Annotated in this window: 22 protein-coding genes; 9 read left to right on the forward strand and 13 right to left on the reverse strand. The window is 33.1% G+C overall.

Going from position 1 to position 25,393, the window contains the following annotated elements:
- Window positions 1–162 precede the first annotated feature (162 nt).
- Window positions 163–534, forward strand: coding sequence for a hypothetical protein (locus WN975_RS25670; protein ID WP_337968946.1), 372 nt, complete (start codon window positions 163–165; stop codon window positions 532–534).
- A 261-nt stretch (window positions 535–795) separates the two neighbouring features.
- Entirely contained in the window at window positions 796–2,199 is a 1,404-nt protein-coding gene (gene lpdA / locus WN975_RS25675; protein ID WP_072964517.1) for a dihydrolipoyl dehydrogenase, read from the forward strand.
- A 56-nt stretch (window positions 2,200–2,255) separates the two neighbouring features.
- Here lpdA and WN975_RS25680 read toward each other — a convergent pair whose 3' ends face one another.
- On the reverse strand, window positions 2,256–2,909 hold the full coding sequence (locus WN975_RS25680; RefSeq protein ID WP_337968947.1) for a hypothetical protein: 654 nt from the start codon (window positions 2,907–2,909) through the stop codon (window positions 2,256–2,258).
- Window positions 2,910–3,074: 165 nt separating this feature from the next.
- Between WN975_RS25680 and WN975_RS25685 the strand changes: the two genes are divergently transcribed.
- Window positions 3,075–3,617: a lipocalin family protein gene (locus WN975_RS25685; RefSeq protein ID WP_337968948.1), complete on the forward strand. Its 543-nt coding sequence runs from the start codon at window positions 3,075–3,077 to the stop codon at window positions 3,615–3,617.
- A 58-nt stretch (window positions 3,618–3,675) separates the two neighbouring features.
- Here WN975_RS25685 and WN975_RS25690 read toward each other — a convergent pair whose 3' ends face one another.
- Window positions 3,676–4,050, reverse strand: coding sequence for a DoxX family membrane protein (locus tag WN975_RS25690; protein ID WP_337968949.1), 375 nt, complete (start codon window positions 4,048–4,050; stop codon window positions 3,676–3,678).
- Between the two features lie 320 nt (window positions 4,051–4,370).
- On the opposite strand from WN975_RS25690, the gene WN975_RS25695 reads away from it, so the two are divergent.
- The 3 genes from WN975_RS25695 to WN975_RS25705 all read left to right on the forward strand — a co-directional run bounded on the left by WN975_RS25695 (window position 4,371) and on the right by WN975_RS25705 (window position 9,355).
- Window positions 4,371–5,657, forward strand: coding sequence for an anthranilate synthase component I family protein (locus WN975_RS25695; RefSeq protein WP_337968950.1), 1,287 nt, complete (start codon window positions 4,371–4,373; stop codon window positions 5,655–5,657).
- 288 nt (window positions 5,658–5,945) lie between these two features.
- On the forward strand, window positions 5,946–7,259 hold the full coding sequence (gene tilS, locus WN975_RS25700) for a tRNA lysidine(34) synthetase TilS (protein ID WP_337968951.1): 1,314 nt from the start codon (window positions 5,946–5,948) through the stop codon (window positions 7,257–7,259).
- Window positions 7,256–9,355, forward strand: coding sequence for a cytochrome c biogenesis protein CcdA (locus tag WN975_RS25705; RefSeq protein WP_337968952.1), 2,100 nt, complete (start codon window positions 7,256–7,258; stop codon window positions 9,353–9,355). Before tilS ends, WN975_RS25705 begins: the two co-directional genes overlap by 4 nt.
- A 434-nt stretch (window positions 9,356–9,789) precedes the next feature.
- Here the strand turns inward: WN975_RS25705 and WN975_RS25710 are convergent, their stop codons facing one another.
- From WN975_RS25710 to WN975_RS25720, 3 genes are all read right to left on the reverse strand, one after another.
- Entirely contained in the window at window positions 9,790–11,106 is a 1,317-nt protein-coding gene (locus WN975_RS25710; protein ID WP_337968953.1) for an ammonium transporter, read from the reverse strand.
- 338 nt (window positions 11,107–11,444) lie between these two features.
- Window positions 11,445–12,752, reverse strand: coding sequence for an amidohydrolase family protein (locus WN975_RS25715; protein WP_337968954.1), 1,308 nt, complete (start codon window positions 12,750–12,752; stop codon window positions 11,445–11,447).
- A 41-nt stretch (window positions 12,753–12,793) separates the two neighbouring features.
- Window positions 12,794–15,784: an amidohydrolase family protein gene (locus WN975_RS25720; protein ID WP_337968955.1), complete on the reverse strand. Its 2,991-nt coding sequence runs from the start codon at window positions 15,782–15,784 to the stop codon at window positions 12,794–12,796.
- A 331-nt stretch (window positions 15,785–16,115) separates the two neighbouring features.
- Between WN975_RS25720 and WN975_RS25725 the strand changes: the two genes are divergently transcribed.
- The gene (locus WN975_RS25725) at window positions 16,116–17,090 is read left to right on the forward strand and encodes a Gfo/Idh/MocA family oxidoreductase (protein WP_337968956.1); all 975 of its coding nucleotides are present in this window, start codon (window positions 16,116–16,118) and stop codon (window positions 17,088–17,090) included.
- A gap of 164 nt (window positions 17,091–17,254) precedes the next feature.
- Window positions 17,255–17,554, forward strand: coding sequence for a hypothetical protein (locus WN975_RS25730; protein ID WP_337968957.1), 300 nt, complete (start codon window positions 17,255–17,257; stop codon window positions 17,552–17,554).
- A gap of 174 nt (window positions 17,555–17,728) precedes the next feature.
- Here WN975_RS25730 and WN975_RS25735 read toward each other — a convergent pair whose 3' ends face one another.
- On the reverse strand, window positions 17,729–18,964 hold the full coding sequence (locus tag WN975_RS25735; RefSeq protein WP_337968958.1) for an ankyrin repeat domain-containing protein: 1,236 nt from the start codon (window positions 18,962–18,964) through the stop codon (window positions 17,729–17,731).
- Window positions 18,965–19,169: 205 nt separating this feature from the next.
- Between WN975_RS25735 and WN975_RS25740 the strand changes: the two genes are divergently transcribed.
- Window positions 19,170–20,705: a YifB family Mg chelatase-like AAA ATPase gene (locus WN975_RS25740; protein WP_337968959.1), complete on the forward strand. Its 1,536-nt coding sequence runs from the start codon at window positions 19,170–19,172 to the stop codon at window positions 20,703–20,705.
- Window positions 20,706–20,966: 261 nt separating this feature from the next.
- Here the strand turns inward: WN975_RS25740 and WN975_RS25745 are convergent, their stop codons facing one another.
- The 7 genes from WN975_RS25745 to WN975_RS25775 all read right to left on the reverse strand — a co-directional run bounded on the left by WN975_RS25745 (window position 20,967) and on the right by WN975_RS25775 (window position 25,360).
- Window positions 20,967–21,335: a nuclear transport factor 2 family protein gene (locus WN975_RS25745; protein WP_337968960.1), complete on the reverse strand. Its 369-nt coding sequence runs from the start codon at window positions 21,333–21,335 to the stop codon at window positions 20,967–20,969.
- 23 nt (window positions 21,336–21,358) lie between these two features.
- Window positions 21,359–22,045, reverse strand: coding sequence for a GNAT family N-acetyltransferase (locus WN975_RS25750; RefSeq protein ID WP_337968961.1), 687 nt, complete (start codon window positions 22,043–22,045; stop codon window positions 21,359–21,361).
- Between the two features lie 36 nt (window positions 22,046–22,081).
- Window positions 22,082–22,948, reverse strand: coding sequence for an alpha/beta hydrolase-fold protein (locus WN975_RS25755; protein WP_337968962.1), 867 nt, complete (start codon window positions 22,946–22,948; stop codon window positions 22,082–22,084).
- 163 nt (window positions 22,949–23,111) lie between these two features.
- Window positions 23,112–23,615 carry an SRPBCC domain-containing protein gene (locus WN975_RS25760; RefSeq protein WP_337968963.1) on the reverse strand — a complete coding sequence of 168 codons (504 nt, stop codon included), beginning with the start codon at window positions 23,613–23,615 and terminating at the stop codon, window positions 23,112–23,114.
- The gene (locus tag WN975_RS25765) at window positions 23,605–23,931 is read right to left on the reverse strand and encodes a metalloregulator ArsR/SmtB family transcription factor (protein WP_099711240.1); all 327 of its coding nucleotides are present in this window, start codon (window positions 23,929–23,931) and stop codon (window positions 23,605–23,607) included. Before WN975_RS25765 ends, WN975_RS25760 begins: the two co-directional genes overlap by 11 nt.
- A gap of 232 nt (window positions 23,932–24,163) precedes the next feature.
- Window positions 24,164–24,631 carry a DUF1572 domain-containing protein gene (locus WN975_RS25770; protein ID WP_337968964.1) on the reverse strand — a complete coding sequence of 156 codons (468 nt, stop codon included), beginning with the start codon at window positions 24,629–24,631 and terminating at the stop codon, window positions 24,164–24,166.
- Window positions 24,632–24,802: 171 nt separating this feature from the next.
- Window positions 24,803–25,360: a hypothetical protein gene (locus tag WN975_RS25775; RefSeq protein WP_337968965.1), complete on the reverse strand. Its 558-nt coding sequence runs from the start codon at window positions 25,358–25,360 to the stop codon at window positions 24,803–24,805.
- Window positions 25,361–25,393 lie beyond the last annotated feature (33 nt).

The raw sequence follows: 25,393 nt of genomic DNA on the forward strand, positions 1-25,393 counted from the left end.
TGCGTCTAAAACTGGATGAATATCTAAGATTCTAAATTTCTACATCTTCAAGATTTTATAAGAATTAAAAAATTCTGCGTTATCTGCTAAATCTGCGAGAAAAACTTTTTATAATTCCAGAAATGATTTTTTTTAATTTGAAACTAATAAAAATATATAGCAATGGTACAATGGGAACCAATATCATTCGATGATCTTCAAGATGGAATTCAGAAAACAGAAAAAGATCTGGATGAAGAATTAAAAAACTTCTGGGATTTGATTAAAATTGATCCAGTAAAATGGGAGGAGAAAGAATATGGAGAAATGGGAGGTGGTTTCTGGGTTGTCGCTATTTTTGGTCATCAAGTAATTTGGTATAATGATATTGAAGAAGGATTTAATATTTCTAACTATAAAACATTTGGAAAGATTGAAGACTATTGGTGTAATCAAGATGAGCTTGTTCATGTAATTTACCAATTGGTTGAATTTGTGAAAGGTGAAAGAGAAGCTATAGGAGGAAGGCGTGGTCCGGCAGAAAGTATGCTATAATTAAAAAGAAAATATAAGAATTAAAAAAATCTGCGTTATCTGCTAAATCTGCGAGAGAAAAAAAAATTAGAGAGAATTTGTGTAATTCGTGGCAAAAAACTTTGCGACTCTGCGCCTTTGCGCGATTAAAAAAAAACAAATCTTTGCGCACTTTGTGGTAAAACCCACACCCAAAATTTCACACAAAAAACATTGAGATTTAAACTTTAAACAAAACTTTATTCCTTAATTTTGTATCGCTAAAAATAAAATAGACAAACTATGAGTTCATTTGACGTAGTCATTATAGGTTCAGGTCCTGGCGGATATGTATCAGCAATTCGTTGCGCACAATTAGGTTTTAAAACTGCAATTGTAGAAAAATATAATTCATTAGGCGGAACTTGCCTTAACGTAGGTTGTATTCCTTCAAAAGCACTATTATCTTCTTCTCATCATTATGCTGAAATTGCACATTTTGCAGATCATGGAATCGAAGTTTCCGGAGATGTAAAAATCAATTTAGAGAAAATGATTGCTCGTAAACAAGCAGTTGTAGATCAAACCGTAGGTGGAATCAACTACTTAATGGATAAAAATAAAATTACTGTTTTCAATGGTTTAGGTTCTTTCGTAGACGCAACACATATTGCAGTTGCAAAAGCTGACGGAACATCAGAAACTATCGAAACTAAATATGCTGTAATCGCTACAGGTTCAAAACCATCTTCTTTGCCATTCATCAAAATTGACAAAGAAAGAATCATCACTTCTACAGAAGCTTTGGCTTTAAAAGAAGTTCCAAAACACTTAGTAATTATTGGTGGTGGAGTTATCGGAATCGAGCTTGGACAAGTTTACCTACGTTTAGGAGCGCAAGTTTCTGTAGTAGAATTCATGGACAGAATCATTCCAGGAATGGATAGTTCTTTATCTAAAGAATTGACTAAAGTATTGAAAAAACAAGGAATGAAATTCTACGTTTCTCACAAAGTAAAATCAGTAGAAAGAAACGGCGATGCTGTAGTTGTTCAGGCTGAAAATGCAAAGGGAGAAACTATTACTCTTGAAGGAGATTATTCATTAGTTTCTGTTGGTCGTCGTCCTTACACAGACGGATTAAACGCTGACAAAGCCGGAGTTAAAATTTCTGACAGAGGACAAGTTGAAGTAAACGATCATTTACAAACTAACGTTCCAAATATCTATGCAATTGGAGACGTTGTTCGTGGAGCAATGTTGGCACACAAAGCAGAAGAAGAAGGAACTATGGTTGCTGAAATCTTAGCTGGTCAAAAACCACATATTGATTATAACTTAATTCCTGGTGTAGTTTACACTTGGCCGGAAGTTGCTGCAGTTGGACAAACTGAAGAGCAAGTAAAAGCTTCAGGAACTGAATATAAAGTTGGAAGTTTCCCATTCAAAGCTTTAGGACGTGCAAGAGCAAGTGGAGATCTTGACGGATTCGTAAAAATCATTGCTGATGCTAAAACTGATGAGGTTTTAGGAGTTCACATGATTGGAGCTCGTACAGCTGATTTAATTGCAGAAGCAGTTACAGCAATGGAATTCAAAGCGTCTGCTGAAGATATTTCAAGAATGAGTCACGCGCACCCAACTTTCGCGGAAGCGGTAAAAGAAGCTGCTTTGGCTGCAACTGATAACAGAGCATTACACGTATAATTTACGTAGAATTATAATTTTAAAAAACCGCCGAAATATAAATCTCGGCGGTTTTTTTATTGTTTTAATATTTTAAAAGTATAGTAAGTTTCTTTGTTTTGAGTGTATACGCTGTAGGTTTCATTTTCTTCATTGTATAATTTATAAAGATATTTGTCGCCTTTAATACTCAAGTTCTTTCTCGATATATTATTACTTTCAATGAATTCCAATTCGAATTCGCAACTTCCTTTTTTTCTGAAATTTAATTTTGAAAAAGTCCCGTCAAAAAACTTTTCGATCCATAAATTATCACTTAAAGTTACTTCTACTTTGTTGCCGTCATTTTCAAAATAATAGTATTTCGAAATCGTATTAAAATGATTGCATTGCTCTTTGGTTATTTTTTGAACAGGTTTTTCATTTTGCATTGCCCAACTACTTTCCTGAGCTTTGTTTGGAAAAAGCGCGACAAATTCATTACAGTTTTTTTGTAACCTGAAAAAGATTTGTTCAAAAACGGTTTTTTGAGTTATACTATCTTTAAATCTTGCTAAATAAGGCGTTATATGAGCATTATTTATGGTGTTAATTCTAATTTCGTTATTCAAATCGATATTCTGAACCAGAGATTTGCAGATTTCAACATTTAGAGAATCAACTGATTTTATAGATTGTGATCTCGAAAAATTAGCGCAAAGTAACAGAACTACAAAAAGATATTTTTTCATCGAAAGCTAAAGTTTTAGTCAAATATAAGTGTTTAGTAAAAATATTTAGAACTTTTGATTTTATTCTTTTAATCTTAACGTCAGAAAATGTAAAATTCAAGAAAAATTTTGTAAATTAGATGTGGAATTCAGATGTTATCTTTACTTCTTTAAAAAGATAACATTATGAAAAATAGACATATAACTCCGATTCTACTCGGAGCAGGAATTGCATTTATACTTTATTCCTGTCGTTCAAATATTCCGCAAAAAGCTGTTGCAATTTCTAATTTTGACAAAGCTAAATATCTGGGAAAATGGTTCGAAATTGCAAGATTAGATTATAAATGGGAAAAAGGTTTAGACAACGTAACTGCCGAATATTCATTGAACGATAACGGCACGATTAAAGTTGATAACAGGGGCTATAATGTCAAAAAAGACAAATGGGAGGAAAGCATCGGGAAAGCCAAGTTAGTCAAAAAGGACAATGTAGGTATGCTTAAGGTTTCATTTTTTGGTCCTTTTTATTCTGGTTATAATATTATTGCGGTCGACGCAGATTACAAATATGCTCTTGTTGCCGGCGAGAGTTTAAAATATATGTGGATACTTTCGAGAGAAACGACTATTCCGGAAAGCATAAAAGCAGATTTTCTAATAAAAGCCCAGGAAATAGGGTATAATGTTTTGGACCTTGTCTGGGTAAAACATGACAAAAGAGGTTGAAAAAGAAACCCGACAGTTATAGGCTGTCGGGTTTCTTTTATTTTAGTTCGAAAATGATTTAAGCAGTGAAAACACTTTTGTAATTATCCCAATATCTGTAAATCAAAAATAAGTTAGCCAGGAATAATAAAATCGCAATTGGCAAACCATCCGGAGTAAGAAAATAGTTGATAAACAAAATATTTACCGTAATAGGTAAAATCAAAATATTGGCTAATGTTACATAACGTCCTATTACAAAGGCAATTCCGCAAAGTAATTCTATTGATTTTGCTAAAGGCATTAAATAAGTAGAAGCCATCAAACCAACATTAAAGGCTTTGAAATCTCCAGTTGTTTGAGGTTCAGGCATTAAATGAAAGAAGAAACTAATAGAGGCAAACAATAACAACAGACCAATCAAAACACGGACAATAATGGTAGCAATTTTCATAATACTAGAATTTTTAATGGGTTAAAAATGTATAATTTATTTTTGGAAAACGTTACAATCTAAATTCTCTAATAAAGTGAAAGTCTAATTTTAAAGCAGTTCTATTGAGAATTTTACCATCTTTATAATCTTATTTTAAGATTTCGATAATGCTATATCAAATATAACGAATTTTTTCTTATGAAATTGTTGTTTTATTAACAGTTTTAATGTTTTATTTTAGGCTTTTGACGTAATTACGGAAAGGCAATATTTTTTGAGGATTATTTTATTGAAGGATTTTTTTTGTCGTAATTTTGAAGTCTAAAATTTACCCATTTTTGAGAGTTTCAATTCATAAGCATATTTCAAACCCAGAGCAGTTTAAACAACAACTTCTAGCTTGGTCACAACAATTTCGTGAGGTCATTTTTTTGGACAGTAATTCTTATCCGCAAGAATATTCAAGCTTCAATTTTGTGTTGGCTGTAGACGCTTTTACATCTTTAAAAACCGATTTTCATAATGCTTTTGAAGATCTAAAACAATATCAGCAAACTACAAAAGACTGGCTTTTTGGGTATTTGACTTACGATTTGAAAAATGATATTGAAGATTTAAAATCAGCTAATTTTGATGGTTTAGATTTTCCGGATATGTTTTTCTTTCAACCAAAAAAAATATTCTTATTGAAAGAAAATCAGCTTGAAATTCAATATTTATTTCTTTGTGATGATGAGGTTGAAGATGATTTTAATGAGATAGTTGAAAGTGAAAAGTTAGAAGTGAAAAGTCAGGAATCTTTAGAGATTGAACAAAGAATTTCAAAAGATTTATATGTAGAAAAAGTAACAAAAATGCTAGAACATATTCATAAAGGCGATATGTATGAAGCTAATTTTTGTATGGAATTTTTTGCTGAAAATGCGATTATAAATCCGTTAGAAAAGTTTGAGAAATTGAACGCTATTTCGCAAGCGCCATTTTCTGTTTTCTTCAAGAATCACAAACAATATTTGCTTTCGGCTTCACCGGAAAGATATCTGAAAAAATCAGGAGAAATTTTGATTTCGCAACCTATAAAAGGAACTTCAAAACGATCTTCAGATCCAATCGAAGATGAAAAATCAAAGAAATATTTAGAATCTGACGCTAAAGAACGTGCCGAAAACATTATGATTACAGATCTTGTTCGGAATGATTTATCACATACTGCACAAAAAGGTTCTGTTGAAGTTACAGAACTTTGTAAAATCTATTCGTTTCTGCAAGTGCACCAAATGATTTCGACCATAACATCTAAAATAGATCCTCAATATTCACCGATAGAAGTTTTGAAAACGACTTTTCCAATGGGAAGTATGACTGGAGCACCAAAAATTTCGGTTATGAATATCATCGAAAATCTCGAAGAAACAAAACGAGGTTTGTACAGCGGATCAGTTGGATATTTTACTCCCGAAGGTGATTTTGATTTTAATGTCGTTATAAGAAGTATTTTGTATAATCAGGAAAATAAATATGTTTCGTTTTCGGTTGGAAGCGCCATTACATCGCTATCAATTCCTGAAAAAGAATATGAAGAATGTTTGTTGAAGGCGAAGGCGATGCATGAGGTTTTGCAGTAAAAGTTAGCTACGAATTGGTGCGATTTTTTTGCCCGCGGATTTTACGGATTAAACCGGTAAACGCGGATTTTTTTTTAATTTTATTGAAAAAAATCTGCATAATCTGGGAGAAAGAATTCGTCCCAATTTGTGAAATTCGTGGCAAAAAAAAATCTACACAATCCACATGAAAAATAATTCGCGAAAATTCGTGAAATTCGTGGCGAAAAAAAATAATTCGTAGCAAAAAATATCACGCTTAACAATTCATTTAAAAATAGATCGAATTTAATTTTCTACTTTTATCAAATGTTTTCAAAATTTCAAAATCACTTCTCGTCCAGATTTCCATTTTTGGAAGATAAAAAACTATTTCTAGCAGTTAGCGGCGGATTAGACAGCATGGTTTTATTGCATTTATTGCAGCAATTACCGTATGAAATTGCCGTTTTGCATTGTAATTTTCAACTACGCGGATTAGAAAGTTTTGGCGATCAGAGTTTTATTCAGAATTATTGTGATCAAAATGAAATCCCTGTTTTTATTACGCAATTTGATACTGAAGCTTTTGCAAAAGATTATAAATTATCGACTCAGGTTGCGGCACGCGAGTTGCGCTACAGTTGGTTTTATGAACTTCTGGAAACAGAAAAATTCGACTATATTCTAACAGCGCATCATGCCGATGATAATCTGGAGACTTTTATAATTAATCTAACGCGAGGAACGGGATTAGATGGATTAATTGGAATTCCGGAAGAAAATGACCGAATTATTCGTCCGCTTTTGCCATTTTCCAGAGATGAAATCCTGAAATATGCACAGGAAAATAATATCGATTGGCGAGAAGACAGCAGCAATGCATCCAATAAATATCTTAGGAATAAAATTCGCCACGATTTAGTTCCGATGTTAAAAGAAATCAATCCGAACTTTTTGAATGCTTTTCAAAAAACACAATCCTATTTGCAGGAATCTCAAGTAATGGTCGAAGATGCGTCGATTATGATTTATCAGCAAGTGGCAAGTGAAGTTGGTGATGATATTCATTTTGATTTAAATCAACTCAAAAAACTACCCAATTATAAATCATATTTGTATCAATGGCTGAATGAATTTGGCTTTTTGGCTTGGAATGATATTTATGATTTGGTAGATAGTCAATCAGGAAAGCAAGTAATTTCGGCTGAATTTAGATTGTTGAAAAACAGAGATACGTTGATTTTGAGTCCAATTTCTGAAATTTCAGAGAAAGAAGAATTTCAAATTCAGGAAAGCGATCAAGACGTTAATTTTCCCTTAAAATTGAGGCTTTGTCAAGTAGACGACATTACTATAGATTCAAATAAAGCTATCTTTGTGGACGCTGAAAAAATCCAATTCCCTTTGATTTTGCGTAAATGGAATGAAGGGGATGTTTTTCATCCTTTTGGAATGCAGGGGAAGTCTAAAAAAGTAAGTAAGCTTTTTAAAGATGAGAAATTATCGCTGATTGAAAAGGAAAAAATATGGATTTTGTGTTCTGATAATCAAATTGTTTGGGTTATTGGAATCAGACAGGACGAACGCTTTAAAATTGAAAACACCACAAATAGAATACTTAAAATTGAATTACAATCATGAAATTTAATCAATACCATCAAACGATAATGCCGAAAAGTACTTGGACTAAACACATTTTATTTTTACTGCTTTTCTTGTTTGCTTTTGCAAAAGGGAATGCTCAAATCCTGGAGCCGGTAAAATGGACTTCTAAAATTGAAAAGAAATCAGGAAACAATGCTGTTTTGGTTTTTGATGGAACAATCGAAAAAGATTGGCATATGTACTCGCAGTTTACTCCCGAAGGTGGTCCGCTTGCGTTGGAAATTACATTTAAAAATCAAAAAGGAAATTACGAACTTGTTGGCAAAGCCAAAGAAGGAAAAACAAAAACTGCTTTTAATGACGTTTTTGGAGTAAACGAAACTTTCTTTGAAGGTAAAGCTCATATCGAACAGGAAATAAAAATCATTAACCCAAATTTAAAAACGGTTGATGTTGATTTTGATTTTCAGGTTTGTAAAGAAGTTTGTATCAATTCGAATAAAAAATTCTCAATAGTAATTCCGTCTACTTTCAAAATGGACGCAGTTGCAACTGTAACAGAAGCAAAATTAGATGAAACTAAAGTAGTAGGTTTGGCTGTTGATACAGTAAAACCAGTTGTAGAAACTGCTAAAAAAGAGACTTCAAAAACAGAAGTTGCTGAAGCTTCAACAACGGAAGAAGTTCCTGCGCCGGCTCCAACAAGAAGTTTATGGTCAATCTTTTTTGTAGCTTTCATTTCAGGATTTGCTGCATTGTTGACACCTTGCGTGTTCCCGATGATTCCAATGACGGTAAGTTTCTTTACGAAACAAAGCAAAAGCAGAGCAAAAGGAATTAGAAACGCTATTATTTACGGTTTTTCAATTATTGCTATTTATGTTGTTTTAGGTTTAATTGTTACTAAAGTATTTGGCGCAGATGCATTAAATGCGTTATCTACAGATGTTTGGTTTAACTTAATTTTCTTCGTGATATTGATCATTTTTGCAACTTCGTTTTTGGGAGCTTTCGAAATTATGTTGCCAAATTCATGGGCAAACAAAGCAGATCAACAAGCAGACAGAGGCGGATTGGTTGGAATATTGTTTATGGCTTTGGCTTTGGCAATTGTATCTTTTTCTTGTACAGGACCAATTGTTGGAACATTATTAGTTGAAGCAGCTTCAAACGGTGGAATCGCTCCAATTGTTGGAATGTTAGGATTCTCATTAGCATTAGCTTTACCATTTATGTTGTTTGCAATGTTCCCGGGATGGTTAAATTCATTACCAAAATCTGGTGGATGGTTGAATACGGTGAAAGTAGTTTTAGGATTTTTAGAATTAGCTTTAGCGTTTAAATTTTTATCAAATGCCGATTTAGTACTTCAATTACACTTTTTAGAAAGAGAAGTATTTATCGCAATTTGGATCGCCATATTTGCAGCTTTGACCTTATATTTATTCGGAAAAATTACATTGCCACACGATAGTCCGTTACATCATATTTCAGTAGGAAGATTGTATTTAGGATTGCTTACGCTTGTATTTACAGTATATTTAATTCCTGGACTTTGGGGAGCGCCGTTGAAATTAATCAGTGCTTTTCCACCACCTCCACAATATAGTGAAAGTCCGTTTGGAGTAGGCGGTTCTTCAAATTCAAACGTTAATCCAGAATCGGCAAAAGGTTTGCCTGACGGAGCAGAATTAGGTCCGCATAGAATTATGGTTTTTCATGATTACGAAGATGGATTAGCTTATGCAAAATCAATCAACAAACCAATTATGCTTGATTTTACAGGTTATGCTTGTGTAAACTGTAGAAAAATGGAAAACAACGTTTGGTCTGAGCCAACGATTTTACCAATATTGAAAAACGATGTGGTTTTGATTTCTCTTTATGTTGATGATAAACGTGAGTTGCCAAAAGAAGAGCAATTTGTAACGAAATCCGGTGATAAAATTATTACTGTTGGTGATAAATGGACAGATTTTATGATCTCAAAATATAAAACGAATACACAGCCATTATATGTTATAACAGACTTGGAAGGAAAGAATTTAAACAGTTCAAAACCGACTATTAGTTATGTTAACGCTGATGAATACTTGCATTGGCTGAAAGAAGGAATTGGAAATTTTAAATAGTCTCTTTTAAGAAGCAAGATTGTTAGAAGCAAGAGGCAAGATTTTAGAATAAAGAGAATAGAGTATAGAATATAGATTAAAGAGGAAAGATGTTTGGACTTGATTATTGTGAATAAAGATTTTGCAATATTTACTAATCTAAAATCTACAATCTGAAATCTAAAATTATAATAAAAGGTTGAAATTAATTCAAACAAAAGGCACTCTTAGTAACAAACTGAGAGTGCTTTTTTTATTTAGTTTCTAAAATTTAAATCTATCTTCTTTAATCTATCTTCTTTAATCTATTTTCTATACTCTATGTTCTATTCTCTTTATTCTAAAATCTTTCTTCTTTACTCTTGCCTCTATATTCTCTAGAAAAAAAACAAAAATCCCTCTAAGCTAAAACTTAGAGGGATTTTTTATTTAGGCAAAAGGGGGAAATTAATTTCTTATAAGAATTCTCCGTGTTGAGAGATGTCTAATCCTAATTCTTCTTTTTCTTCAGTAACTCTTAGTGGAGTAATTTTATTTACAACAAAGAATAAAACATATGAACCTACAAAAGCAAAGATTGAAACCGCAACCAAAGCAATTAATTGATTGATGAATAAAGTTGGAGTTCCAAAAATCAAACCTTGATTGTCTCCAACAGCCGGGTTAATTGCTTTTGAAGCAAAAACTCCTGTCAACAACATACCAACCATGCCACCAACACCGTGACAAGCAAATACGTCTAAAGCGTCATCGATTTTTCCTTTAGGGAATTTGCTTACTACAATATTACTAACGATTGCAGCAAAAGCACCTATGAAAATAGCATGAGGAATGCTTACAAAACCTGCAGCAGGAGTAATAGCAACAAGACCAACAACAGCACCAATACAAGCTCCAAGAGCAGATAATTTGTGTCCGATGATTTTATCAAGGAAAACCCAAGCCATAGCAGCGGCAGCGGCAGCAACAGTTGTAGTTCCTAAAGCTTGTACAGCCAAACCGTTAGATCCTAATGCAGAACCTGCGTTGAAACCAAACCATCCAAACCATAATAAACCTGTTCCTAATAATACATAAGTGATTCTTGCAGGGTTAACTTTTTGAACTTTTCTTTTTCCTAAGAAGATAGCTCCGGCTAATGCAGCCCAACCAGCACTCATGTGTACTACAGTTCCACCAGCGAAATCTAATACTCCCATTTTAAAGAAATATCCATCAGGATGCCACGTCATGTGTGCTAACGGAGCGTATATAATTAATATAAATAAAACCATGAATAATAAATAAGCCCAGAAACGAACGCGTTCTGCAAAAGCACCTGTAATTAAAGCAGGAGTAATGATGGCAAATTTTGCTTGAAATAATGCGAATAACATAAATGGAATTGTTGGTGCAAGACTCCAGGCAGTACTAGTACCAACGCCTTGAAAGAATAAATTTGGAAGTGGATTTCCAATGATTCCGCCAATAGTTGGTCCGAAAGCTAAACCAAAAGCAACAATAACCCATAAAATAGTAACAATTACCATTGCCATAAAACTTTGTAGCATGGTGCTGATAACGTTTTTCTTACCTACCATTCCTCCGTAGAAAAATCCTAGTCCTGGAGTCATAAGCAATACAAATGCAGTTGCTACGATCATCCAAGCTGTATCTCCTGTATCAAACTTTACAGCTTCAGCCGGAATTGGGTTGTCAGTCAGGATAAAGTTCGAAATAAAGGTTAGTACCAAAATAGTGATAAGAATCACACTTAAAATAATTTTTCGCATAGTTATTTAGTTTTAAATTTTTTATAAAAGTATAAAATCAATTGACACCCCTATAAAAAATGCAGTCCAATAGTTAATTTTTGTTAATTTTTAAATTTGACCCCCTAAATTTTGCGTGTATTTGTTAAAATGAACTTAAAATTTACAATTTGTTAATCAAAAAATTAGATTTTGAGATGTTTGGAAGATTTGTTAACAAAAAAGCGTGAGAATATTTCTATTTTTAAGAGTAATTATATCTAAATAATTAATGTATTGACTGAAATGATTAGAATTATAAATAAAAAAGGCACCAGATGAATTTCTCAAATGATGCCTTTTTTATAAAAATGGTTTATTTATTTCTGGTTGTACTTTGCTTTGAATTTATCATTCAGTTTGGTTTGGAAAGTTTCCAAATTAATGGTTCTTCCCTGAATAAAAGCACTTGTCAATTTATTAGTTCTCATATCCAGCGCATCGCCATCAGAGATAAAAAGAGTAGCATCTTTTCCTGTTTCTAATGTACCACAAATATCGTCGATGCCTAATAATTTTGCTGTATTTGAAGTAATAAGTTGTAAAGCCTTTTCTTTATCCAGACCAAAAGCAGCGCAAGTTCCTGCTAAAAACGGAAGATTTCTAACACTCATACGTTCATGATCACCGCTGTTTTCAAGACCAACAATAATACCTTTGTCAGTAAGTATTTTAGCCATTTTGTATGGTAAATTTACATCCTGATCATCGCTCGTAGGCAATTCGTGAACACGTCTTAGAAGAACACCAACATTATATTTCTGTAAAACATCAGCAGATTTATAAGCTTCGAATCCGCCAACAATAACAATCTTTTTGACTTGACTGTCAACTGCCAATTGAATTGCGTCTACGATTTGTTTTTCTTCATCTGCGTGGATATAAAGTATTTGAGTTCCATCAAAAAGACCTTTTGTAGCTTCCAGAACCAGGTTTCTTTCTTTTGGCGCATCTTGATTATATGCTTTTGCATTTTTTAGAAAAGCGGCAACTTCTTCAACCTGTTTAGGATAATCTTTATTGGCTTCGATAATCCCCGGTTCGTACCAAGTTCCCGATCTTCTGAAACCAGATGGGAAATTAAGATGAATTCCGTCATTTTCTTTGATAATAGCGTCACTCCAGCTCCAGGCATCCAATTGTACTACAGAAGAAGTTCCCGAAATTCGGCCACCGCGAGGCGTTACCTGAGCGATCAAAACACCATTTGGGCGAACAGTTTCTACCACTTTCGATTCAGAATTATAAGCGATAATACTTCTTACATTCGGATTAAAACTTCCAATTTCTTCCTGATCGTCGGATGATTTTACAGCGTCAATTTCGACTAAACCTAATGTTGCGTTAGGAACAATAAATCCCGGATAAACATGTTTTCCACTTGCATCAATTGTAGTGTCGTAAGCATTTGCAGCAAGTCTGATGGTTGTCGCATCTGCAACCAAAGTAATTTTCCCGTCTTTAAATCCAATCGCACTATTTTGAATAACAGTTCCGTTACCTAAATGTGCTGTAGCATTTAGAATCAAAACCGATTTGCTTTGTTTAGGTGCAGGTATTTGCTGTGCTTTTATGTGTAGCGAAGCACAAAATACGAGCAATATTATATATATGTTTTTATTGATCATGATATCTGTTTTTTATCTTTTCTGATTTTTTAACGCTTAAATTATTGCTCTAAAGTATCACAGTGATATTCTATTTTCTCTTTTTTGGTCGGTGCTTGTGTAGTCATTCCTTTGTTTTTCTCCTGTAACATTTGTCCAATCAACAAGCTTCTTTCTTTAGTAATTGCCAATTGTTTTTCGGCATCTTTTTGAATGTCAAAATATACCACACCATCAACAATTGTTTTTTCGACTACGGCATAAATAGACAAAGGATTATCGCTCCATAAAACAACATCAGCATCTTTCCCCACTTTAAGACTTCCTACTTTATCATCAATATGTAATAATTTGGCAGGATTCAGAGTTACAAATTTCCAGGCATCTTCTTCAGAAATATTTCCGTATTTAACAGCTTTTGCAGCTTCCTGATTTAGTCTTCTTGACATTTCGGCATCATCAGAATTATAAGCAACAACAAGACCTGCATTATGCATAATTGGTCCGTTAAACGGAATTGCATCGTTTACTTCAAATTTATAAGCCCACCAATCTGAGAAAGTCGAAGCGCCAACTCCGTGTTCTTTCATTTTATCGGCAACTTTATAACCTTCAAGAATATGAGTGAAAGTGTTTACTCTAAAGTTGAATTTCTCCGTAACATTCATCAACATCAAAATCTCAGATTCTACATAAGAGTGACACGTGATAAAACGCTCTTTATTGATAATTTCGGCCAACGTTTTCATTTCTAAATCCACTCTTGGAGCTTTTCCTTTTTTCGAACCTGCGTTGAATTTTTTCCAGCTTTCGTCGTATTCTTTCGCACGTTGAAAATAATCGGTAAAAACCTGTTCAACACCCATTCTGGTTTGTGGAAAACGAGTTGGATTATTAATTCCCCAATTGGCTTGTTTTACATTTTCTCCCAAAGCAAACTTGATAAACTTAGGTTGATTTTTGTATAACATTTCATCAGGAGCAGCGCCCCATTTCCATTTTACGATTGCAGAACGACCACCAATTGGGTTCGCAGATCCGTGTAGTAATTGAGAAGTTGTTACACCTCCCGCAAGGTCTCTGTATATATTAATATCTTCTGAATTGACAACATCCTCAATCGTAACTTCGGCAGTAGAGTTATGTCCGCTTTCGTTAACACCTCTCGAAATGGCAATATGAGAGTGTTCGTCAATGATTCCGCTTGTGATATGTTTGCCTTTTGCATCAATAACAGTAGCAGATGCATCTGAAAGATTTTTGCCAACAGCAGCGATTTTTCCGTTTTTGATTAAAACATCAGTTTCCGTTAAAATACCGTCTTTTTCGTTTGTCCAAACCGTAGCATTTTTGAATAATAAAGTCTGAGTCGTTAATTTTTTTGAATCACCAAAAGCAATATTTGGGAAAGTTGTTGGAACAATTGGATTTGGTTTCTCTACTTTAGAAGAATCTTTTACAGCAACAAAAGCACTTGTTTTTAAAGCTGTCCAAAACAATTCGTCTCCGTTTGCTAAAATCGCTTTTCCGGATAATTTTTCCGGCTTTTCGATAAATCCGGTTAAACGAGTAAAATTACCTTTGATAGTATCAGAAGGTTTAATCAATAATGAAACCCAGTTTTTAGAAACAGAAAAAGTACTGTTTACCTTTTTAGCATCGACTGTAGTAATCTCAGATTTTGGAGCTTCAGCAGTTCCTTCAATTTTCCATTTATAACTATCTTTTCCAACAGTTAAGTCATAATTACCGCGAATATCTTTGGCATTAATATCATTAACCACATATTTAGTTCCTTGAACCCAGTTTTCGAATAGAATAGTTTTTTCGTCAAAAATTTCACCGGAAGTGATTACAAAATTGGCATAACTACCCGTTTTTAAACTTCCAACTTCATTACTTTTTCCAAGAATAGCTGCCGGAACTGTAGTCAAAGCTTCTAAAGCTTTTGTTTTATCAAAACCATATTTAATGGCTTTCAATAAATTAGTCTTGAAATCCTCCGTCTTTTTTAATTTATCAGTCGTTAAGGCAAAAACGATTCCGTTGTCCGAAAGTACCTTTAGATTTGTTGGCGCCTGATTCCAGAAACGCATATCAGCCAATTCGATTTGGTTTGATAAATACGGATTTGAAACATCGTAAGCTTCAGGAAAACTTATCGGAATAATATATTTAGCGTTCGTGCTTTTAATTTCTTCGATTCTTTCAAATTCATTTCCGCTTCCTTTTAAAATATAATTTAAACCAAATTCTTTAGCAATTTTAGCCGCTCTTAAACTGTTTAATTTATCTTCTGTAGCAAAAATTTGAACTAATTTTTCATTGCTTGCCAAAGCTTCAAGAGACAAATCTTTAGTGTCAGAATTTCCTTTTTTATACCAATCAAGGTCTAAATACATTTGGCGCAACAAAGCCATCATTCCCATTAAAGAACTTGGATAAGCCTGATTTGTCAAAGCACTTCTTGTAAACGCAAAGTGATTTGTGACTTTATTAGCAATAATTCTTTTATTGTTTTCGGCATTATTCAAGGCAACCAAAATTCCCGTTCCTTGTGCAACTCCATCAGGAATATGAGTTCCAACAACACCAAAACCAGCTTTTAATAATTCTTCGGCCTTAGTTTGATCGTATTTAAAAGTTTCATACGTATTTACTTCAGGACGAATACTTTCGTTCCAGTAATAACCAACTCTTTTAGTATCGTACAAAGGATCCTGATCATATCTATTATTGCCTTTTGGTTTTTCGACCCCAAAACTGGTGTAGATGTCTATAAATGAAGGATAAATTGTTTTTCCTGCAAGATCAATTGTAATGCTATTTTTAGGAATTGCAATATTATTTCCAACAGAAACAACTTTGCCATCCTGAATTAGTAAAGTTCCTTTTTCGATTTTTTGCGTTGGAGTTACATAAATCGTGGCATTGGTAAAAACAGTGTAGTTTTTGTTTGTATTATGAACAGTTTCATTAACTGGAAAGTAGTCCTGCGCGTACGTTTTTGTTAAAAATACACTCAGAAAGAGTAGGAATAGGGCTTTTTTCATAGTTTATTTGCAAATTTGTTGCTAAAAATATGAAATATATGTTATCTAAAATTCATTTTTTTGAATGATTTTTCTTTATTTATATAAAATTTTAATTAAACCGTTGATAAGTAGAGCTTAGGGAATAATAGGAGAAACCATTTGAGTATAATTACTAAATGCTTTACTTAAATACATAGAAACATAGATTTTAAACTAAAAAAAGAATTCAAAAAGAAATACATTTCTTTCACATAGCTATACTCTGTGCATTTTAATTAAGTGAAACGCCTTTTTTGACAGGCAAGAGTCTATTTTTCTATGTGTTAAAATTAATTTTACCAAAGGAGTTATGAAAAATAATAATACAATTAAATGGGGAATTATTGGTTTGGGAAATATTGCAAATCAATTTGCCAGCGATTTATTACTCTTAGAAGATGCTGAAATATTTGCAGTTGCTTCGAGAAATAAGGATAAAGCGATTGAATTTGCAAATAAATACAATTGCCCAAAAGCATATGATTCTTACGACGCACTTTTTAAGGACGATCAGGTTGATATCATATACATTGCAACTCCACACGATTCACACGCCGAATTATCTATAAAAGCATTAGAAAACGGAAAACATGTTTTATGCGAAAAACCAATGTCGCTGTCCTATAAAGATGCTATTCGAATGATTGAAGCGTCTAAAAAGCATAATAAGTTTTTTATGGAAGCATTCTGGACGCGTTTTATTCCATCAGTTCAAGAAGTTTTAGAAAAACTTAATCAGGGAACAATTGGAGATATAAAGTCTGTAAAAGCTGATTTTTCTTTTTATGCAGATGAAAAGGAAGGAGGAAGACTTTTTGATAAAAATAATGGAGGAGGAGCTTTATTCGATATTGGAGTTTATCCATTGTTTCTATCTTATATAATACTCGGTAATCCGAAGGAAATTATGGCGAAATCTATTAACCATAAAAACGGAATAGATCTTCAGACTTCTATGATTTTACAATATGAAAACGCACAATCGACTTTGCAAGCTTCGATAGTTTCAGAATCTGATATGAAAGCAACAATAAGCGGAACCGAAGGATATATTCAGCTAAATGCGCCGTGGTTTATTGCCGATGGATATTCTGTTTTTAAAGGCGAAAAAGAGTCTAAATATAGTTTGCCAAATTTTGGAAAAGGATACACTTATGAAGCTATTGAATGTCATAAATGTATTCGAAACAATCAAATCGAAAGTTTGCTTTGGTCACATAAAAACAGCTTGGATTTAAGTAAAATTGTGGAGGAAATAAAGAATCAGATTGGGTTGGAGTTTTAGAAAATTAAATTTTAATAATTTGACAAAAGAAAATAATATATTTGAAAATAAATACATTATTAACATCACATAAAACCAACCTAAATTGTGTGTATTAGAACTATTTTGTGGCACATATAGTAGTTGTGTGTCATTTTACCTATACAGAAACGAAAAAGCATAAAATGAAAAAAAACTTATTATTTCTTTTAATATTAGCACTTATTTCTTGTAACTCAAAAAAGACTGAACAAATGATAAATCAGGAAAACAGCAATCCTATTACAACAATAGAAAATGCAAAAATATATATTAAAGAGAACTTTAAAAGCAATGAAGAAACTCTTCTAATTTCTGATGAATTAAATGACCCAATTGGAATGAATATGGCAATTATTACCAACGATATTTTAGGATTAGGTTATGATGTTAATGGATTTGAACAAAAAGAAGGTTATCGAATATATAAGTATAAAAAACATTAATTCTAATAATGTTTAAGGAAAATAATAAATATGAAGAAGATTTAAATGATGAAAAATGGTTAGATAAAGAATAAAAACATCAAATACGTATTTTTGTGAAAGACGAAAGAATTGCTAAAAGGAAAAATCGGGTTAAGTAAGACTTAACCCGATTTAGAATTTAATTAATATGTTTTAATTCAGTAATTCTATTATTTCATGTTGTTCTGTCATAGTTGCAAGAGAAATTGCAGTATGTCCTTGTGCCGAAATTGACTTGTCTGCTCCGTTTGCTAATAAAAATTTCACAATATCAATATGCCCTCTTTCTGCAGCTCTGTGCAATGCCGTAAATCCTCTATCGTCCTGAATATTAATAAGAGCTCCATAATCCAGAAGAAGTTTTACTTTATCCATTTTATTCGATTGTACAGCATTCATTATAGGCGTAGCACCTTCATGCGTTAATCCGTTTGGATCAGCTCCTAAGTCTAATAATTTTGCCATAGAACCAATAGTTTCCGGAGCGATTGACCAATGCAATGGTGCTAATCCGTCTCCCGCTAAAGCATTTAAATTTGTTCCTTTATTAAATTCGTCTTCGATTTCTTGTATTTCTCCACGTGCAACAGCTATATGCAGCAAAGAATGCGTGCGCAAAGGCGAATCAGAAACAGGTAAAAAATCAGTAGTAAAAACTCCTAATTGCCCCATATTTCCGTAAGTCGAAAATGCCCATTTACTTGCTAGATCTGTGTCGTTTTCATATTCAACAGGGATTGGAGCAGGAATAATTTCTCCGATCGAATGGCTAATTAAAATAAAATTAAGAATAGCTTTTGTAAGTTCCGGACTTTCATCTTCTGTAAATTCACCGGTAATGGATTCTACAATAAGTTGATTCCCTTTTTGAATAGTTTTGGCAACGACCAAAACTTCTCTTAACCAGCTGCGAATGAAAATTAGATATTCACCATCAAAATAAACCGCCCATTTATTTTCCATTGTATCAGGTGTAAATAAAACTCCCGGATAAAGCGCCTGATCAATTTTAAGCGAAATATTTGCAGCTATAGTTTTTGTGTTTTCAGGCCTTAAACCAAAAAAAGAAGTTCCACTTTCACCACCATAAGAAATTGCATTCATTGCCATTTGTTGATTCCCTGAAGTCGAAATCATGGTTTGACTAAAAGGGCGCAAATCCAAAAGGTCATATCCCCAAGGATTTTCGGCTGCTGCGATCCAGGATAATTTTATTTCATCAGATGATTCTTTGTCCTCTTGTATTATATGCTCTTCTAGTTGCGGTATTTTTATTTCAGCTTTTTGTTCTTCTGGTTGCTGAATTTTTGGTGCTGCTTTTTGCTCTTCTCTCAGTGCTACTTTTTGTTCTTCTTTATTTTTTCCGAAAAGTTTTTTAAAAAATGACATGGTTTTTAGGTTTTGATTGATATAAATTTAGGTTTTGAAAAACGAATATAACAATTAAAAACTGTAATCAACTTTAGGATAAAATTTATTAAAATTAATTTAAAGGTTAAATTGTTAAAGAAAAATAAAGAAAGAAAATATTTACAAATAATACTGTTTTTGTTTGCTTATTTAAATACATTTACATTCTTGATAAAGATTGATTATGTTAGTAAAAGTTTACGGAAGTGCCGTTTTTGGAGTCGAAGCGACAACAATTACAGTAGAAGTTCATATGGATAAAGGCATTGGTTATCATTTAGTTGGTTTGCCGGACAGTGCGATAAAAGAAAGCAGTTTCCGAATTGCTGCTGCTTTAAAAAACAACGGATTAAGTTTGCCGGGAAAGCGAATTACAATCAATATGGCGCCTGCCGATTTGCGAAAAGAAGGTTCTGCCTACGATTTGCCTTTAGCAATGGGAATATTAATAGGTTCGGATCAGATTAAAGCTCCTGAAATCGAAAAGTATATTATTATGGGCGAACTTTCTTTAGACGGAAGTTTGCAGCCTATTCGCGGCGCTTTGCCAATTGCTATAAAAGCGAAAGAAGAAGGATATCTTGGTTTTTTTCTTCCAATTCAAAACGTAAAAGAAGCGGCAATTGTAACCGGATTAAATGTTTACGGAGTTGAAAAACTACAAGAAGTAATTGACTTTTTTGCCGGAAAAGGAACGCTGGAACCAACAATTATCGATACGCGTGCAGAATTTTATAAAACATTAGATTTTCCTGAGTTTGATTTTTCAGATGTTCGCGGGCAGGAAAGTATAAAACGCTGTATGGAAATTGCTGCTGCCGGAGGACATAACATTATTTTGATTGGTCCGCCTGGAGCCGGAAAAACGATGCTTGCCAAAAGAGTACCAAGTATTTTACCGCCAATGACTTTGCGTGAAGCACTTGAAACGACTAAAATTCATAGTGTTGCGGGAAAATTAAAAGAAGTAGGATTAATGAATCAGCGGCCATTTCGAAGTCCGCATCATACTATATCGAATGTTGCACTTGTTGGCGGAGGAAGTTATCCGCAGCCAGGCGAGATTTCGATGGCGCATAATGGCGTTTTGTTTTTGGATGAACTTCCCGAATTCAAACGTGATGTTCTAGAAGTAATGCGTCAACCGCTTGAAGATCGTGAAGTAACTATTTCGCGTGCAAAATTCACAGTTACTTATCCATCTTCATTTATGTTGGTGGCAAGTATGAATCCAAGTCCAAGTGGTTTTTTTAATGATCCAAGTCAGCCCAATACATCTTCGCCACACGAAATGCAACGTTATTTAAGTAAAATTTCGGGACCATTATTAGATCGGATTGATATTCATATCGAAGTAACTCCGGTTCCTTTCGAAAAACTGGCCGATGATCAAAAAGCTGAAAGCAGTGTCGAAATCCGAAAGCGCGTTACAGCAGCACGTGAAATTCAAACCAAGCGTTTTGAAGAAATAGAAAACATACATTATAATGCCCAAATGAGCAGTAAACTGATTCGGGAATATTGTGCGCTCGATGAGCAATCGAAACAATTACTAAAAACCGCAATGGAACGGCTGAATCTTTCTGCACGAGCTTACGACAGAATCCTGAAAGTTTCCAGAACTATAGCGGATCTGGATGCTTCGCCAACAGTAATTTCGCAACATATCGCTGAAGCTATTCAATACAGAAGTTTGGATCGCGATGGATGGCTAGGGTAAAATTTTAGATTTTAGACTTTAGATTGTTTGGATTTGAGATTTGAGAATCTTGTCATTCCGAGGAACGAGGAATCTTCGCGAGAAACTCCGCAAAGGAAAGCACCAATCTTTGTCGAGCTACTTACGGAGATTCCTCGTTCCTCGGAATGACAAAATCATTAATTACAATTGTAAAAGAATATTTAAATCTATTTAGAAAAAAAATAAAATCTGCGAAAATCAGCTTAAATCCGTATAATCTGCGTGCAATGACAATCAACCTCACTCAAACTTCAAACTTGCATTTCGTGACATTAAATAAGAAGTCAGTTTTTTTATTTTTCCATTTTTCATTTCAAAGACATCACAAAAAACAGCGTCTAATATATTGCCGTTTTTCATGTTTCCTTGTACCGCGCCTTCTGCGATTACAATATCATTTTCTTCGATAAGTTTTATAATTTGAATTGTGGGACTTCCAACAAAATTATCATTTTCGATTTCCTTGTCAAATGCTTCTTTACCAACATGCTGATAAATTCCTGGCATTTCCCAAACAACATCATCCGTAAGGCAAGCAAGAACTCTCGCATGATCACTTACTCTAAATGCTGCCATATATTCGTCTACAGTTTTTTTATTTGGTGTCATAATCAAAGAAATTAAATCTAAAATTACTGATTTTTAGAAATATTCCAAAAGCTTATTTTTCTTCGGGTCTCAAAACCTAGTTTCTCATAAAGTTTAATTGCTCCTATATTACTTTCGACAACATGTAAATAAGGAATTTCATTCTGGTCAAAAATCCTATTTACAACATGAGCGATTAATTGTTTGGCATAACCTTTTCCGGTATGATTCGGATGTGTTATTATGGCGCTGACTTCGGTAAAAGCATTCATTTTCATGCGTTCGCCTGTAATTGCAATTAATTGATTGTCTTTGAAAATCCCAAAATAATCTCCCAACAAAGGAGTTTTATTTTTGAAATATCCAGGTTGAACCAAATTCACCAAATTGCATAATTCTTCGTTATGATTTTTGGTAAGTTTGACGATTTCGGTTTCTATTGGCAATTCAATTTTTTCGTGTAAAACCATTTGAAGACAAACCAATTCTTTCATAATATTTAGAGAATCGGCAATTTCGGGTTTTTCTCCAACAACAAAGAAACTTTCTGCTAAAGCCGAATATTGATTTGTCGCTTCTATGGTAGTTTCAAGTTCTGTAAAACCACCAAACAGACAATAATCAGGATTGTAAAATTTTGTTCCGTTATAATCAATAGCAAATTCCTGATGAGTTTCAGATAAAGAATTCCAAACGGGATTGTCTAATTTATTTTCGTCTAAATTTTTCATTACTATAAAATTTGTATTCTGTCATTTTCAAGATTCTTATTCTTGTATCGGATAAAAAAAGCGGAAAGAATTTGAAACTGCCGGATGCAAAATAGTAGCATGATTTTCTTTTGGGAAATAGTCGAAATATACTTTTATGTTTTTACTTTTTGTCGCCTTAATTTTCTCTGCCAATAAGTTTGCATCAACTTCCATAACTCTCGGAATCTCAGTTGGAGTTAAACCTTCTTTTCCAACTGCGATATAAATATCAGTTTGTTGCGTAAAGTTTTCCTGAAAAATTGGACTGTCCAGATTTAATATCGAACCATTATCCCACCAAATACTTGGGCTCACGATCACATATTTATTAAAAAGCGTTGGTTTCTTTAATAAAATTTCAGTTTCTAAAAGTCCGCCAAGCGATTGCCCAATAATCGTTTTAGAATCTGTGGTTTTATATTTTTTATCAATAAATGGCTGTAATTCTTTTTCGATAAAAGCAATAAATTTATCGGAATGTCCAGTAGTTGGAAACTTTTTTTGATCTTTCTCGATAGTTGTCGGAAACGTAAAATCTCTTCTTCTGTCGACCGTTGCAATTCCCACAACAATAGATTTTGGAACCTGATTGATCCATTCAAAACTATTAAACTGAACCAATCCTACAATATGAATAAAATCTTCATCTGCCGAACCGTCTAATAAATAAATTACAGGATATTTTGTTGCATCTTCTGGTTTGTAACCATCAGGAAGATAGATATTCAGGATTCTTTTTTCGCCTAATTCTTGCGATTGAATTTCATCGATGACTCCCAAAACAAAAGGTTTGGCGGTTTCTGTTGTTTTTGATTTTTTGGCTTGACTAAAAATTAAAGTTGAAGATAGAAGTAAAAGGGTAAGGATAATAGTTTTATTCATTTTGTGATATTTAATAACGGCTGAGGTCATTGTGGTATTGATTTTTGAAATTTTTAGAACGACTTTCTAATGAAGCTAAAATACAACTTTTGTAGATATTATATTTCAAAAAAAATCCCGTTTGTCAATAAACAAACGGGATTTAGTGAATAAATTATAAAACTTATTTCGGTCTTGAAGCAAAGATTTCGTCCAAACCTTCCAGAGCAATAGTAAAACCTTCTTTGAATCCCATTTCGATAATTTTCTCTAAATCAGATAAATTATCGTGTTTAATAGCAATGTCAACAATAGTCGAATCGCCTTGTTCAGAGAAATCAACATTCCATTTAGATCTCGGAAAATCTACGTTTAGATTACCTTCGCTATCGCAAAAAGCATCCAAATATTTAAAATTTGATTTTGGAGTTATTGAAGTAAAATCAGCAATTGCCCAATGTTCCTCGCCTTGAGGACCAACCATTGCATAAAGTCTACGTCCGCCTTCCTTAAAATCCATGCTTTTAGTTCTGGCTTTCCAAGGCGATGGCGCCCACCATTGATCCAGTATTTCAGCTTCAGTCCAGGCAGACCAAACATTTGCAAGAGATGCATTAAATTCACGTTTTACGTTTACCGTGCTGTTTTCTTTGTCCACGGTAAAATTCATCAATAGATTAGATTTCATTTTCTTTAGATTTTAGATTCATTAATACTTGATCAAGTTGAGTAAAACGGTTTTCCCAAATCTCTTTGAATTGTTCCAGCCATTTGTCAACTTCTTTCATTTTGTCAATTCTAAGTTGATAATAAATTTCGCGACCCATTTTTTTCTCATCCAGTAATTCACATTCATTGAGAATCTTGATGTGTTTTGAAACGGCTTGTCGTGTGGTGTTAAATTTTTCTGCAATAGCATTTGGTGTCAAAGCATTTGTTGCCACCAATACTAAAATTGCTCTGCGGGTCGGGTCAGCAATAGCCTGAAAAATATCTCGTTTCATTTTTGACTTATTTAAATTAGCAACCAATCAGTTGCAAATATAAGCAACTTTTTGGTTGCGTAATATGTTTTTTTGATTTTTTTTGGAAAATGATTTTTTGAACGCTGGAAATTAATAACCGAGATGCACTGCTGTGCGCCTCTACGAATTCAGATTATAAATAAATACAATGTTTTTAAATACCAATTGACCATAGAGGCGCACAGCAGTGCGTCTCCAAGTAGTAATTACATTAATCTTTTATCATTTTATGAAGCAAAACAATTTGACCCAAATGATAATAACTATGCTCGATCATGGCTTCGATATTTCTTTTGTAGGTTCCATATTTTTCATCGACAAAACCTTGTTCTAGTTTTTCATCAGGCATTTGTTCAATCAAAGCCGCAAATTCTTCGCTGTCTTTCCAGAATTTAGACAAAAATATATCCCATTCTTCCTGCGAATTAATAGGAGGAAAGTCAAAGCTAAATTTGTCTTTTATATCCAGACTTCCACCTTTAAAAACAATATTTATTCCGTTGATATAGTAGTGAATGTGTTGCGCTAAAACAGCGATTGTGTTAAGATTCTTTATTGGAGTTGTTGCAATTTTCCAATCTAAATTGGTCAATTGATCTTTGTAATTGGTATTTGCGATCCAGGTTCCGTTCAAAATAATTTCTCTAAATCTATTGGCTATTTCAAGGGTATTTTTCATAAAAGAGATAAATTATGATTTTGCAATTATTTGATATTTAGAAATTTGTATTACTAAAATACTATATTTTGCAGAAAATAGCCAAACGGAATTTTGTGTTTTTGTATAAAAAAAGACGCACAAAGCGTCTTTAATATCTTAATTTTAAATAGAATATTTAGTTATCGAAAATTACTCTTGCTGAATCCATTTGTATTTTCCATCTTCCAAATAAATTATTCCACCACCACAGCTTTCTTCGGCATGAATAAATATTCCGTCATTAAGTAATTTTATTTTGTCTTCTTCTTTTATTTCTTCATTTACGAGAATATCCCCATTTTCGTCTACATTTTCCCAATACAATTCATTTTTAGGAGCTTTTTCAAATATTCCGGCCCAATCGATCTCATTAAATCCTTGGTTCAAAATGTCATTTCCCATTCCTAAATAATCAGTTTTTTTTCCGTCTCCAAAAACAATTCTCAAACCACTTTTTTTATTTTTTGTACTTCTTACGATTTCAACAGTTTCATTTAATCCATCACCATCAAGATCACATAAAATTTTATTTGTTTTATGTTTTGTCGAAAGCACAATTGTGTCAGCATTATTTTTGTTTTCTGTTTCTTTCGTTTTTTTAAGTGTATCTTTTTTTACGGTTGTAATATTATTGGTTTGTTGTTTTTCTTCTTTTTTGCAAGAGATAAAGAAAAAGAAGGTAATGATTACTAAAATTCTAATTTTCATAGATGAGGTTTCGTTGGCTTTTCAATTATCAAA

This window comes from uncultured Flavobacterium sp. (assembly GCF_951805225.1).
Lineage (GTDB): Bacteria > Bacteroidota > Bacteroidia > Flavobacteriales > Flavobacteriaceae > Flavobacterium.

Coding starts and splice junctions, on each gene's coding strand:
- WN975_RS25710 (WP_337968953.1), bottom strand. CDS start 11,106: ATGCGAAAAATTATTTTAAGTGTGATTCTTATCACTATTTTGGTACTA.
- WN975_RS25715 (WP_337968954.1), bottom strand. CDS start 12,752: ATGATCAATAAAAACATATATATAATATTGCTCGTATTTTGTGCTTCG.
- WN975_RS25760 (WP_337968963.1), bottom strand. CDS start 23,615: ATGAAATCTAATCTATTGATGAATTTTACCGTGGACAAAGAAAACAGC.
- WN975_RS25735 (WP_337968958.1), bottom strand. CDS start 18,964: ATGTCATTTTTTAAAAAACTTTTCGGAAAAAATAAAGAAGAACAAAAA.
- WN975_RS25740 (WP_337968959.1), top strand. CDS start 19,170: ATGTTAGTAAAAGTTTACGGAAGTGCCGTTTTTGGAGTCGAAGCGACA.
- tilS (WP_337968951.1), top strand. CDS start 5,946: ATGTTTTCAAAATTTCAAAATCACTTCTCGTCCAGATTTCCATTTTTG.
- lpdA (WP_072964517.1), top strand. CDS start 796: ATGAGTTCATTTGACGTAGTCATTATAGGTTCAGGTCCTGGCGGATAT.
- WN975_RS25705 (WP_337968952.1), top strand. CDS start 7,256: ATGAAATTTAATCAATACCATCAAACGATAATGCCGAAAAGTACTTGG.
- WN975_RS25745 (WP_337968960.1), bottom strand. CDS start 21,335: ATGACACCAAATAAAAAAACTGTAGACGAATATATGGCAGCATTTAGA.
- WN975_RS25690 (WP_337968949.1), bottom strand. CDS start 4,050: ATGAAAATTGCTACCATTATTGTCCGTGTTTTGATTGGTCTGTTGTTA.
- WN975_RS25755 (WP_337968962.1), bottom strand. CDS start 22,948: ATGAATAAAACTATTATCCTTACCCTTTTACTTCTATCTTCAACTTTA.
- WN975_RS25765 (WP_099711240.1), bottom strand. CDS start 23,931: ATGAAACGAGATATTTTTCAGGCTATTGCTGACCCGACCCGCAGAGCA.
- WN975_RS25725 (WP_337968956.1), top strand. CDS start 16,116: ATGAAAAATAATAATACAATTAAATGGGGAATTATTGGTTTGGGAAAT.
- WN975_RS25720 (WP_337968955.1), bottom strand. CDS start 15,784: ATGAAAAAAGCCCTATTCCTACTCTTTCTGAGTGTATTTTTAACAAAA.
- WN975_RS25670 (WP_337968946.1), top strand. CDS start 163: ATGGTACAATGGGAACCAATATCATTCGATGATCTTCAAGATGGAATT.
- WN975_RS25680 (WP_337968947.1), bottom strand. CDS start 2,909: ATGAAAAAATATCTTTTTGTAGTTCTGTTACTTTGCGCTAATTTTTCG.
- WN975_RS25685 (WP_337968948.1), top strand. CDS start 3,075: ATGAAAAATAGACATATAACTCCGATTCTACTCGGAGCAGGAATTGCA.
- WN975_RS25730 (WP_337968957.1), top strand. CDS start 17,255: ATGAAAAAAAACTTATTATTTCTTTTAATATTAGCACTTATTTCTTGT.
- WN975_RS25750 (WP_337968961.1), bottom strand. CDS start 22,045: ATGAAAAATTTAGACGAAAATAAATTAGACAATCCCGTTTGGAATTCT.
- WN975_RS25775 (WP_337968965.1), bottom strand. CDS start 25,360: ATGAAAATTAGAATTTTAGTAATCATTACCTTCTTTTTCTTTATCTCT.
- WN975_RS25770 (WP_337968964.1), bottom strand. CDS start 24,631: ATGAAAAATACCCTTGAAATAGCCAATAGATTTAGAGAAATTATTTTG.